11 protein-coding genes are annotated in these 12,441 nt (G+C 67.4%); all 11 read right to left on the reverse strand.

Annotated features, from left to right (window positions below; genetic code table 11):
• Nucleotides 1-82 precede the first annotated feature (82 nt).
• Nucleotides 83-2,329: a polyribonucleotide nucleotidyltransferase gene (pnp, locus tag SJY26_RS04095; RefSeq protein ID WP_396594878.1), complete on the reverse strand. Its 2,247-nt coding sequence runs from the start codon at nt 2,327-2,329 to the stop codon at nt 83-85.
• 292 nt (nt 2,330-2,621) lie between these two features.
• Complete coding sequence (gene rpsO, locus SJY26_RS04100; protein ID WP_396594879.1) at nt 2,622-2,891, reverse strand: 30S ribosomal protein S15; 270 nt, start codon at nt 2,889-2,891, stop codon at nt 2,622-2,624.
• A gap of 11 nt (nt 2,892-2,902) precedes the next feature.
• Complete coding sequence (truB, locus tag SJY26_RS04105; protein WP_396594880.1) at nt 2,903-3,835, reverse strand: tRNA pseudouridine(55) synthase TruB; 933 nt, start codon at nt 3,833-3,835, stop codon at nt 2,903-2,905.
• Nucleotides 3,835-4,320 carry a 30S ribosome-binding factor RbfA gene (rbfA, locus tag SJY26_RS04110; protein WP_396594881.1) on the reverse strand — a complete coding sequence of 162 codons (486 nt, stop codon included), beginning with the start codon at nt 4,318-4,320 and terminating at the stop codon, nt 3,835-3,837. Before rbfA ends, truB begins: the two co-directional genes overlap by 1 nt.
• 56 nt (nt 4,321-4,376) lie before the next feature.
• Complete coding sequence (locus tag SJY26_RS04115; protein WP_396594882.1) at nt 4,377-5,066, reverse strand: DUF2459 domain-containing protein; 690 nt, start codon at nt 5,064-5,066, stop codon at nt 4,377-4,379.
• Nucleotides 5,066-5,563: a hypothetical protein gene (locus tag SJY26_RS04120; protein WP_396594883.1), complete on the reverse strand. Its 498-nt coding sequence runs from the start codon at nt 5,561-5,563 to the stop codon at nt 5,066-5,068. The genes SJY26_RS04115 and SJY26_RS04120 overlap by 1 nt, the downstream gene beginning before the upstream one ends.
• Before the next feature lie 133 nt (nt 5,564-5,696).
• A complete protein-coding gene (gene infB, locus SJY26_RS04125) occupies nt 5,697-8,705 on the reverse strand; it encodes a translation initiation factor IF-2 (protein WP_396594884.1) in 3,009 nt (1,002 codons plus the stop codon).
• 120 nt (nt 8,706-8,825) lie between these two features.
• Nucleotides 8,826-9,506 carry an RNA-binding protein gene (locus tag SJY26_RS04130; protein WP_396594885.1) on the reverse strand — a complete coding sequence of 227 codons (681 nt, stop codon included), beginning with the start codon at nt 9,504-9,506 and terminating at the stop codon, nt 8,826-8,828.
• A gap of 15 nt (nt 9,507-9,521) precedes the next feature.
• Entirely contained in the window at nt 9,522-11,264 is a 1,743-nt protein-coding gene (nusA, locus tag SJY26_RS04135) for a transcription termination factor NusA (protein ID WP_396594886.1), read from the reverse strand.
• On the reverse strand, nt 11,264-11,857 hold the full coding sequence (gene rimP / locus SJY26_RS04140; RefSeq protein WP_396594887.1) for a ribosome maturation factor RimP: 594 nt from the start codon (nt 11,855-11,857) through the stop codon (nt 11,264-11,266). Before rimP ends, nusA begins: the two co-directional genes overlap by 1 nt.
• A 151-nt stretch (nt 11,858-12,008) precedes the next feature.
• The gene (locus SJY26_RS04145; RefSeq protein ID WP_396594888.1) at nt 12,009-12,377 is read right to left on the reverse strand and encodes a hypothetical protein; all 369 of its coding nucleotides are present in this window, start codon (nt 12,375-12,377) and stop codon (nt 12,009-12,011) included.
• Between the last annotated feature and the right edge of the window lie 64 nt (nt 12,378-12,441).

Below are 12,441 nucleotides of genomic sequence, written 5' to 3' on the forward strand. Positions count from 1 at the left end.
CTTGCCGGAGGATGACGAAAGCAAGAAAAAGGCCCCGCTGTTGCCAGCGGGGCCTCGTTTCTTTCAGCGAGACCGCCGGGGATCAGTCCCGACGGCTGCGGCCGCGACCGCGATCGCCGCCACGGTCTCCGCCGCCTTCACGCTTCTTGCCGCCGCCGCCGGTGTCTTCGGTCAGGGGGGGCTCGCCGCGCTCGGCGCGCTCGGCATTGATCTTGTCGGTCAGGTCCTCACCGGTGGCCTGATCGACGACCTTCATCGACAGCTTGGTCTTGCCGCGATCGTCGAAGCCGAGGAACTTGACCTTGACCTCCTGGCCTTCCGACAGAACGTCGGCAGGGTTGGAGACGCGCTCGAGCGCGATCTGGGACACGTGGACCAGACCGTCCTTGGCCCCGAAGAAGTTCACGAAGGCACCGAAGTCGACGACCTTCACGACCTTGCCGGAGTAGATCATGCCGGGCTCGGGCTCGGACACGATCGAGGAGATCCAGTTCTTGGCGGCGTCGATCTTCTCCTGGTCCGAGGCAGCGATCTTCACCGTGCCGTCGTCCTCAATGTTGATCTTGGCGCCGGTCTTTTCGACGATCTCGCGGATGATCTTGCCGCCGGTGCCGATGATGTCGCGGATCTTGTCGACCGGAACCTTGATGGATTCGATCTTCGGCGCGTATTCGCCCAGCTCGGTGCGGGCACCGTCGATGGCCTTGTCCATCTCGTCGAGGATGTGAAGGCGGCCGGCCGAGGCCTGGGCGATCGCCTTCTTCATGATCTCCTCGGTGATGCCGGCGACCTTGATGTCCATCTGCAGCGAGGTGATGCCGTCACGCGTGCCGGCGACCTTGAAGTCCATGTCGCCGAGGTGATCTTCGTCACCCAGGATGTCGGACAGGATGGCGAACTCGCCCGACGGCTCGAGGATCAGGCCCATGGCGATGCCCGAGACGGGCTTCTTCAGGGGCACGCCCGCGTCCATCAGCGCCAGCGAGGCTCCGCAGACCGAGGCCATGGAGGACGAGCCGTTGGACTCGGTGATCTCCGACACGATGCGGATCGTATAGGGGAACTCCTCGGCGGTCGGCAGCATCGGACGGATCGCCCGCCAGGCCAGCTTGCCGTGACCGATTTCCCGGCGGCCCGCGCCGCCCATCCGACCGGTCTCGCCGACCGAATAGGGAGGGAAGTTGTAGTGCAGGAGGAACTTCTCCTTGTACGTCCCCGACAGGGCGTCGACGTACTGCTCGTCCTCACCGGTGCCGAGCGTGGCGACCACGATGGCCTGGGTCTCACCACGGGTGAACAGGGCAGAACCGTGGGTGCGCGGGAAGATGCCGACTTCCGAGACGATGTCGCGGACCTTGTCGAGCGCACGGCCGTCAACGCGGTGGGCGTTGTCGATGATGTCGCGACGCAGGACGTGGGCTTCGCATTCCTTCCAGGCGACGCCGAACTTGGCTGAATCGACGCCGTCCGGGTTCTCGTCGGTCTTCACCAGGGCGGCCGAGGCCTTTTTCTTGGCGGCGCCGACGGCTTCATGACGGGCATGCTTGCCGGGGTGGGTGTAGGCGGCCTTGATGTCCTCACCGACCAGCGACTGGATCTGGGTGACGACGCCCGAGTGATCCTCGGCCTGGAAGTCGAACGGATCCTTGGCGGCGTGCTCGGCCATTTCGATGATCGCGTCGATCACCGGCTGCATGCCGCGATGGGCGAACATCAGGGCGTCCAGCATGACCTGCTCGGACAGTTCCTTGGCTTCGGACTCGACCATCATCAGGGCGTCCTTGGTGCCCGCGACGACCAGATCCAGCGACGACTCCGGCAGCTGGTCCAGGGTCGGGTTGAGCACGAACTCGCCGTCGATATAGCCGACGCGCGCAGCGCCGATCGGGCCCATGAAGGGCACGCCCGACAGGGTCAGGGCGGCGGAGGTGGCGACCATGCCGACGATGTCGGGATCGTTCTCCAGATCGTGCTGCAGCACGGTGATGACGACCTGGGTCTCGTTCTTGAAGCCCTTGACGAACAGGGGGCGGATCGGACGGTCGATCAGGCGCGAGACCAGGGTCTCCTTCTCGGTCGGACGGCCTTCACGCTTGAAATAGCCACCCGGGATCTTGCCGGCGGCGAAGGTCTTTTCCTGGTAGTTCACGGTCAGCGGGAAGAAATCCAGGCCCGGCTTGGGCGCGCGGCCGTAAACGACGGTGGCGAGGACGACGGTCTCGCCATAGGTGGCGAGGACAGCGCCGTCAGCCTGGCGGGCGATGCGGCCCGTTTCCAGGGTCAGCGGGCGTCCGGCCCAGTCGATCGTCTTGCGTTTGATATCGAACATGTTTCGTCTTTCGTATCCCGCGGGCGGATTCCGCGCGGGGTCCCATCAGTGGGTGGAGCGTCGGGCGTTCAGTCCTTCGATCCTTGGGCGGCCGCGCCATCGCGAAACGCCCGGGAAGTTGAGGACCGTTATCGAGCCCTCGCGTCAGTTTCCGGGACCTGATTCACGGCCTCGGCGAAGCGCCTCTGCCGATCAGGTTCCTGCGCCGTACATCCGGCGGCACACCGGTCTTTAAGATGCGGAAAGAGGCGCGGACAGGGCCCGCGCCTCGAAATCGTTCCGCGACTTGCGCCTAGCGGCGCAGGTTCAGCTTGGTGATCAGGGCGGTATACCGCTCCTTATCGACCTTGGTCAGGTGGTCCAGAAGGCGGCGACGCTGCGAGACCATCTTGAGCAGGCCGCGGCGCGAGTGGTTGTCCTTCTTGTGCGTCTTGAAGTGCTCGGTGAGGTTGGCGATGCGTTCCGAAAGGATCGCGACCTGGACCTCGGCCGAACCGGTGTCGCCTGCGGAGCGGGCGTTCTCGGCGATGACTTCGTTCTTACGCTCGGGCGTAATCGACATCGTGTAACTCCTTATTGGAGATTGAATACGCGGTCGGGTTCTAGCCGGCCGGCCCGCAACTGACCGAGAGCGACGAGGGTCTGTCCCTGAAAGGCGGAAACGGTGCGAGAGCCGTCGCGAAGACGGCTCTTCAGGGTTTCAACCTGTCGGGGGAGCAGAACGATCGGCCGTCCCTGCCGAAGCGAGAAGGCGTCCTGTTCCGTGATGGCCAGCTCCGGGATGTCGTCCAGGGCGGTCGAAACGGGCAGTAAGCCTTCCAAGGCGGCGTCCCTATGCACCAGATCGGTCAGGAAATCCAGCGTGACGGCGTTCTCGACCGAAAACGGCCCCACCCGCTCGCGCCGCAGGGCCGAGACATGCCCCTCGGCCCCCAGCATGACGGCCAGATCGCGGGCGAGGGAGCGGACATAGACGCCCTTGCCGGTGCGGATGGTGAGTTCGACGTGGTCCGCGTCGGGGGCGTCGGTGACCTCGGCCGAATGGATGGTGACGCGGCGCGACTCCAGCTCGAAATCCGCGCCCTCGCGGGCGAGGTCATAGGCCCGCTGACCGTCGACCTTGATGGCAGAATAGCGCGGCGGGGTCTGGTCGATCTCGCCGATGAAGGCCGGCAGAGCGGCGCGGACCGCCTCGACCGGCGGCCGGACGTCCGAACGGCCGACGATCTCGCCCTCACGGTCCAGACTGTCGGTCGAGACGCCCCAGTTGATGGTGAAGCGATAGACCTTCTGCGCCTCCATCATGAAGGGCACCGTCTTGGTCGCCTCGCCGAGCGCGATGGGCAGGATGCCGCTGGCGAGCGGGTCCAGCGTCCCCGCATGGCCGGCTTTCTGCGCATCGAACAGCCGGCGGACCTTCGACACGGCGTCGGTCGACCCCAGCCCGTACGGCTTGTCCAGACAGACCCAGCCGTTCACGACGAGGCCCTTCTTGCGGCGGCCCATCAGGACGCTGGGCCGGTCGTACCCGGGGCCGCATCGTCCTCGTCATCCTCGACGGGCGGCACGAAGGAGTCGGCCCGCACCCGGGGATCGTCGAGCAACCGGTTCAGACGTTCGGCGGCGGCGAAGCTCTCGTCGTGGCGGAAACGCAGGTCGGGGGTAAACCGCATATCGATGTGACGCCCCAGCGCCCCGCGCAGGAATTTGGCATGGGCGTTCAGCGCCTTGACGATCTCGTCGATGTGGCCGGCGGTCGGGGAGGTCTCGATCCCCGCGCCCAGCGGCTCGACGAAACAGGTGGCGTGTTTGAGGTCCGGCGACAGCCGCACCTCGGTCACCGTCACCGAGACGCCGATCAGGGCCTCATCGCGGATCTCGTTTTCGCGCATCACTTCGACAAGGGCGTGGCGGATCAGCTCGGAGGCGCGCAGCTGGCGCTGGCTGACCAGACCGGCGGTGGATTTCGACTTGGGTTTGCGATTGCTCATTCAGACCGTCCTGTTTGCCGGGGATCGGACCCGGCCGAAACAAAAGAGGGCGCGGTCTAGTCGTCCCGGGCGGCCCTGTCCAATTGCGCGCGGTCGACGGTGGCGAGGATTTCCCCGGCGGTGACCGCCCGCATCGGCCGGATCGGCAGGCCGGCAGCGTTCAGGACCCGGGCGGTCCAGCTGTTGCAGAGGTAGCCGATCCAGAACGGCTCATGGCTGGCGAAGAAGCGCGCACCCGCCCCGGGACGGATGACCACGGGGTGGGGATGGCCTGTGGTCAGGGCCAACGACCGTTCGATCCGCCTGGTCAGGCCGGCGAAGGCTTCGGGCGGGAGGGACAGGGTCCGCCGGCGGTCCGGCGTGAACCGACGGGAGGGATCGCCGGCCTCGGGGTCCAGCATGATCACAGACGCATTGCCCGGGCGGAAAAAGGCGCGCAGGCCATCCGGGATACGATGTTCCATGGGCCGGGTGTCCACGAAATACAGCGCATCCCCCCAGCCGATCAGGATCCAGTTACCGGGTCCCAGCGAACGCGACGCCTGCGCAAGGGGGCCGCCCCCGGCCTCCAGCGCGGCGCGCGGGACGGCCAGATCGGTGTGAAAGCCGTTGTTCAGAAGGTGGACGGTCACCCCGCCGTGCGTGGAAGCCGGGAACAGCGTCGGGTCGCCGGGGCGGGTCCAGGTCCAGAGCGCGGCGACCAGACCCAGCAGACCGGCGGTCAGAAGGGCGACCGCGCGCCTCATCAGGGGGTTTGAGGGGCCGTGCTGCGCGGGGGCAGGGCCCACTCCCCTCGCCAGACATAGGACAGGGTGGTGCAGTATCGGAACCGGCCATCGGGCCAGCGCCCCGCCGCCTGCATGACCATGGGCCGGCCGATGCGAATTCGGCCGAGCACCAGAAACGTCTCATCGGCCCCGGGGCACAGGGCCCGGGCCAGACCCCGCCCGTCGCCCTCGGGGGCAATGGAATAGACCGCGCTTTCGGCCGCGCCGGCGGGGAGCGCGGCCCGGGCCTGATCGGGGCCGCCGCGCGTCAGGGTCGCGGCCCCCCGGGCGCTGGTGGAGATGATGCGCCGGACGCTGACACCGCCGAACAGTCCCCGCTCGACCTCCAGCGTGACGCCACGGGTCAGGGCCGTGGTGACGCGGTCCGACGGGTCAAAGGCCAGATAGCGGGTATCGGCCGCCGCTGGCGTGGCCAGCAGGATCAGGCTGAAGGCAGGGATCAGACGCAGGGACATGACGCGACTGTAGCGCGACTTGCGGCCGAAGGGAGGCGGCACCGAATTGGAAAGGGCGGCCCTGCGGCCGCCCCCACCCCGTCGCTGAGCGACGTCCCTCCCCGAGGGGGAGGAAGATAACCTTGCCGGCCTGCTACAGCGTCCTCTGTACTTCCTCGACGGTGAAGCATTCGACGTAGTCGCCGACCTTGATGTCGTGGAAGCCCTGGAAATGCATGCCGCACTCCTGGCCCGACGGCACCTCGTTGACCTCGTCCTTGAAGCGTTTGAGCGTTGCGAGCGTGCCCAGTTCCAGAACCACGACGTCGTCGCGGATGATCCGGACCTTGGCCCCCTTGCGGACCACACCCTCCGACACCCGGCAACCGGCGATCTTGCCCGTCTTGGAGATGTCGAACACCTGCAGCACCGCGGCGTTGCCGAGGAAGGTTTCCCGCTGCAGCGGGGCCAGCATGCCCGAGAGCACACCCTTCATGTCGTCCAGAAGGTCGTAGATGATCGCGTAATAGCGGATCTCCACGCCCTCGCGGTCGGCGAGGTCCTTGGCCTGTTTCGAGGCGCGGACGTTGAAGCCCAGGATCGGGGCTCCGGCCGACTTGGCCAATTGCACATCGCTTTCGGTGATGCCGCCTGCGCCGGAGTAGATGACCCGGGCGCGAACCTCATCATTGCCCATCTTCTCGAGCGAGCCCTGGATGGCCTCGCCCGAACCCTGGACGTCCGACTTGATGAGGACCGGTAGCTCCGAGATCTTCTTGGATCCCAGCTTGGCCATCATGTCGACCAGGCTGACCTGGTTGATGCCGCCGGTGGCCTTCTCGCGCTTGGTGCGGGCACGATATTCGGTCAGCTCGCGGGCGCGGGCCTCGGATTCGACCACGGCCAGCGGTTCGCCGGGCGACGGGGCCTCGTCCAGACCCAGGATCTCGACCGGAACAGAGGGGCCGGCCTCGGTCAGCTGTTCGCCGCGCTCGTTGAGCAGGGCGCGCACCTTGCCCCAGGCGGAGCCCGCCACGACGATGTCGCCACGGCGCAGGGTGCCGCGTTTGACCAGGACGGTGGCGACCGGGCCGCGGCCCTTGTCCAGCTTGGCCTCGATGACCACGCCTTCGGCGGAGCGTTCGGGATCAGCCTTCAGGTCCATGACCTCGGCCTGCAGCAGGATGGCCTCGATCAGGCCGTCCAGGTTGGTCCGGGCCTTGGCCGAGACCTCGACGATCTGGGTTTCGCCGCCCAGGGCCTCGCCGATGATTTCGTACTGCAGCAGTTCGTTGACGACCTTCTGCGGATCGGCGTCCGGCTTGTCGACCTTGTTGACGGCCACGATGATCGGAGCCCCGGCCGCGCGGGCGTGGGAGATGAACTCGATCGTCTGGGGCATGACCCCGTCGTCCGCCGCCACCACGAGGATGACGATGTCGGTGACGTTGGCGCCGCGCGTGCGCATGGCGCTGAAGGCGGCGTGACCGGGGGTGTCGAGGAAGGTGACCGCCTCGCCCGACGGCGTCTTCACCTGATAGGCCCCGATGTGCTGGGTGATGCCGCCGGCCTCGCCCGAAGCCACATCGGTGGTGCGCAGGGCGTCGAGCAGGGAGGTCTTGCCGTGGTCGACGTGGCCCATGATGGCCACGACCGGCGCGCGGGGCGTCGTCGCCTCGTCGTCGATGTCGTCGGACAGGAAGCCGGCCTCGACGTCGGACTCAGACACGCGGCGCACGGTCATGCCGAACTCGTCGGCCACCAGTTCGGCGGTGTCGGTGTCGATGACGTCGTTGATCTTCATCATCAGGCCCTGCTTCATCAGGAACTTGATGATGTCGACGCCGCGCACGGCCATCCGGTTGGACAGCTCCTGGACGGTGATGACGTCAGGGATGACGACTTCGCGCGGACGGTTCGGCGCATCGGTGGAGCCGCCCTTGCGCTTTTCCTTCTCGCGCTCACGGGCGCGGCGGACCGAGGCCAGCGAACGCATCCGCTCGGCCGTGTCACCGTCACCGGCGACCGACTGGATGGTCAGGCGACCTTCGCGGCGCTTGGGCTCGCCGCGGGTGCGGCTGACGGCCTTTCCGGCGTCGGAGAACCGCTTGTCGCGATCGTCCTCGGGCTTGAGCGGGCGGGCAAAGCCACCGCCGGCCGTCCGGCTGGGGCGCGAGACCTCGGCCGCCACGGGCGGGGCGTTCGGGGCCGGGCGACCGCCGGGGCCGGTGCGGGGCCCGCCGGGACGCGCGGTGCCCGGCGCCGGACGCGGGTTCAGGGCCGAATAGCGGACAGGCTCGGCCGGACGCGCGGTCGCGCCGCCCGGACGGGCATTGGCGGGACGGTCGGAATAGGATTTCTCGCCGCCACCCATGGCCTCTTCACGGGCCGAGCGGGCACCGAAGGCGGGACGATCGATGGGCGCGCGTGCCGGGTTCGGAGCCTTGGGAACGCGTTGGCCGAAATTGACCACCGGACGCGCCGGCGGGGCCGGACGGGCGGGGGCCGGCGCGGCTGCGGCGGGTTCGGGAGCCGGTGGCGTCGCGGCCACCGGGGCCGGGGCAGCGGCGGCAGGCTTGGGCGCGAGGGGCGCACGGGCCGGCGGCTTCGCCGGAGCGGCGGCCGTCAGCTTCGAGGCCTCTGCCCGGGCGGACTCGGCCGCAGCACGGGCGGCGGCAGCCTCGGCCTGGGCGGCGCTGGCGGCAGCGGCAGCGGCAGCGGCCTGATCGCGCGCAGCGGCGTCGCGGCGCGCCTGTTCTGCAGCCTGGGCAGCCGCGCGCTCGGCCTGGGCCTGGGTGGCCAGTTCAATGGCGCGGCGGCGGGCTTCCTGTTCCTCGTTGGACAGGCGGCCACCGGCGGGCTGCTGCATCTGGGGACGCTGGGCTGGTGCCGGGGATGGAGGCGTGTCGGCGCGAGGCCGGGCGACGTCGAACCCCGCCGGACGCTGATGGCCACCGACCGGCGCGCCGGGGCGACGCTTGGTCTCGACCACCACCGTCTTGGTCCGGCCGTGGCTGAAGCTCTGGCGCACGGTACCGGTCGAAACCGATCCCACAGCCCGGGGCTTCAGGCTCAGCGGGGCCCGCGGTCCCGTCGTCGACGGGGTTCCGGCGGGGGCCTGCGGAGTCTGGCCGTCGTTGGTCTTGTCGTTCTCGTCGCTCATCCGGTCGCTTTACTCGTGGGCGGAGAAGTCCGCCGGTCGTTCAAAATCTCACGCCTCAACGCTTGAAAACGCAAAAAGCCGTGCGGCGTCCGCCTCTCGAAAGAGGCCTGACGCCGCCCGTCAATCCGCCCGTTCAGGCTCGTCCCTCGGGTCTTCGTCCGACCCGTTCCTGTGCGCGGAACCCGGATGATCCAGGTCCCAGGCACCGGGCCGAAGCGATCGAAACCCAGCCAGTCGTTCGACCTCGAAGGTCCAGCGATCGGCTCTGCCGCCATGCAGCAGGACGGTGTGTATCGCATTTTCCAGCCCGAGGGCCAAACTCAAATCATCCACGCTGAAAACACCGCAGATCCGGGTGGTCTGATGGCGGGCCAGCGAAAGAAGCTTACTCCGTCCGTCGGACGCACCGTCGGTCGCCTCGATCAGCCAGGCGGCCTTGCCGGAGCGGATCGCCGCTGCCGACTTCTCGAACCCCGAGATAAGCACGCCCTCGCGCCGGGCAAGGCCCAGCTGGTCCAGACAGCGGCGGACAAGCTGGGTCTCCACCCTGTCGGCAAGGTCGGCAGGAGGCTTGAGCGCGGTTTTGGCAGAGCGCGAGAAGAGGTTCTTTTTAACAGCCGCGTCGACAGAGGCCCGGGAGGCCTCCACCCACATGCCCCGTCCCGGCAGCTTGCGGCCGAGATCAGGGGCAACCGTGCCGTCCGGCCCGGCGACAAAACGGATCAGGCGGGATTCATCCATGGCCTGGTGTGTGACCAGGTCCCGGCGCTCCCTATCGATCGTCGCGTCGCGCAAGCTCATGGACAGCGCACCGCATCACGCGTCGCGGGTCGGCTCGAGGTCGGCGACCCCGGCGTCATCAGCGGCGGCCTCATCCGTTTCCGGTGCGGCGTCGAACACGGCCTCGGCGTCGAACTCGCCCTCGGCGAACTCGCCTTCTTCCTCATATTCGGGCTCGGGCGGCTGGGGCAGTTCGGAGGCGTCGATCCAGCCGGCCGCGACCCGGGCCTGAAGGATCAGCATCTCGGCGTCCTCCTGGGCCATGTTGAAGCTTTCCAGCACGCCCGGGACCTTGGTCCGCTCGCCGTTCTTCATCTCGAAGCCGCCGCGGATCTCATCGGTGGCCAGATCGGCCAGATCCTCAACGGTCTTCACGCCGCCTTCGCCGAGGGCCACGGCGATCGGCAGGGTTACGCCCGGAACGGCCAGAACGCCGTCCTCGACGCCAAGCTCGACGCGTTTCGCATCAAGGATGGCCGCCTGACGCTCCAGATAGTCGCGGGCACGGGCCTGAAGCTCCTCGGCCGTGTCCTCGTCGAAGCCCTCGATCTCGGCGACTTCGTAGTTTTCGACGAAGGCCAGATCCTCGACCGTAGCGAAGCCTTCGGTGACCAGCAGCTGGGCGATGACCTCGTCGACGTCCAGAGCTTCCTGGAACAGGGTCGTCCGCTCCGAGAACTCGCGCTGGCGACGCTCGGAGTCCTGGCTTTCGGTGATGATGTCGATCTGCCAGCCGGTAAGCTGACTGGCGAGGCGCACGTTCTGGCCGCGACGGCCGATGGCCAGCGACAGTTGTTCGTCCGGCACGACCACCTCGACGCGGTCAGCCTCTTCATCGAGCACGACCTTGGAGACCTCGGCGGGCGCAAGCGCATTCACGATGAACGTCGGCTCGTCCGGATTCCACTGGATGATGTCGATCTTCTCGCCCTGCAGTTCGGCCACGACGGCCTGGACCCGCGAGCCACGCATGCCGACGCAGGCACCGACCGGGTCGATCGAGCTGTCATTCGACAGCACGGCCATCTTGGCGCGCGAGCCGGCGTCACGGGCGGCGGCGCGGATCTCGATCACGCCGTCGTAGACCTCGGGCACTTCCTGGGCGAACAGCTTGGCCATGAACCCGGGATGAGCCCGCGACAGCATGATCTGCGGGCCCTTGGCCTCGGGCCGGACGTCATAGATGTAGGTACGAATCCGGTCGCCGATGTTGAACACCTCGCGCGGGATCGACTGGTCGCGGCGCATGATGCCCTCGCCCCGGCCCAGGTCGACGATGGTGTTGCCGTATTCGACGCGCTTGACGGTGCCGTTGACGATCTCGCCGACGCGGTCCTTGAACTCTTCGTACTGGTTGGCCCGCTCGGCCTCGCGGACCTTCCCGGTGATGACCTGGCGGGCCATCTGGGTCTGGACACGACCGAACTCGAATGGCGGCAGGTCCTCGACATATTCCTTGCCGACGACGGCATCCGGGTCGCGCTTCGAGGCGTCCGTCAGGCGCACCATGGCGGAGTCGTTGAACTCCTCCAGCTCGTCTTCCGGCATCCAGTCGTCCTCGACGATGGTGACATGGCGGGTCAGGGCCAGTTCGCCGGTCTTGGGATCGATCTTCGCCCGGATGTCGTGATGGGCCCCGTAGCGCGACTTGGCCCCCTTCTGGATGGCTTCCTCGAGCGCCTCGACCACGATCTCGCGGTCGATGTTCTTCTCCTGGGCTACCGCATTGGCGATCTGCAGAAGTTCAAGGCGATTGGCAGAAATACCGGTCACGGCCATCAGGCGTCGTCCTCAGAAGTCTTGGTGCTGGTCTTGTCTTCAGGCGCGCCTTCGGGGAGCCCGTCGTCTTCAGGTTCGCCTCGTGCGGCGCGGATCGCGGCCCCGCGTTTCAGAAGGGCGTCGTTCATGACCAGCTTGGCATCCACCAGCCAGTCGAAAGGAATCAGGGCCGTCTCGTCCTCGCCATCAAGGTCGATGGCGATGTTGTCGCCCTCCGTCCCGGCGACCAGACCCTTGAAGCGCTTGCGCCCCTCAATCATCCGGTCGGTTTCCAGCCGGGCTTCCATCCCCTCGAACAGGTCGAAATCCTTCAACCGGGTCAGGGGCCGGTCGATCCCGGGCGAGGAGACTTCCAGCAGATACTCCCCGGCGATGGGGTCTGCCGCGTCCAGCACTTCGGACATGGCGCGGCTCAGCCGGGCGCATTCGCCGACATCGATGTCGTTGTCAGAAGGACGTTCGGCCATGACCTGCAGCCGACGGCGCAGGGTGCCGCCCATCAGGCGCACGCGCACGATGCTGAGGCCGATCGAGTCCGCGACGGGATCGATCAGCTCCAGAATCTCACGGTCTTCGACAGTCTTGGCGCGCAAGGGATTCGTTTCGGGCAAAAAGAAAAGCGGTCGGCCTCCACGGCCGCCGCTTTGAACGACGCCGTTGGACGCCGGTCTAACGATGTGAGAGCCCTATAGCTCCGTCCACCTGAAAGGGAAAGGGGCGAGCGAATACGCCCGCCCGATCGTCTCAGTGCACCGGTGCACGACGCCGGCCAAATCCGCCGGTCAACAGGGTCCGGATGAAGAAGAAGACGGCGATGACGATGGCATAGCCCAGAAACAGGGCCAGCCGCGTCATCCAGAAGCCTCCGTCAGTTAGATCGGGCAGGGCAAAGGCTCCGCCGTCGAGCATGGGCCGGATCGCTTCCACGAGAGTATGCACGACCATGGCCCCGAAGGCGGCGCTCCACAGCCCACGCCAGGCACCCATGAGAAAAAACCCGAACACGGCCGCGATGATCAGGCCGAGGACCTGGTTGACGCCGTCGAAGCCACTGTCGGCCAAGGCCAGCAGGCCCTGAAGCAGGTTGCCCAGCTGGGCGAGAAGGTCTTCCATCGACGACGCTCCGGAGATGCTACGGCCCAGCTTGGCCGTCGGCAGGGTTAACGCCGGTATGCCG

This window comes from Brevundimonas sp. R86498 (assembly GCF_044598075.1).
GTDB lineage: Bacteria > Pseudomonadota > Alphaproteobacteria > Caulobacterales > Caulobacteraceae > Brevundimonas.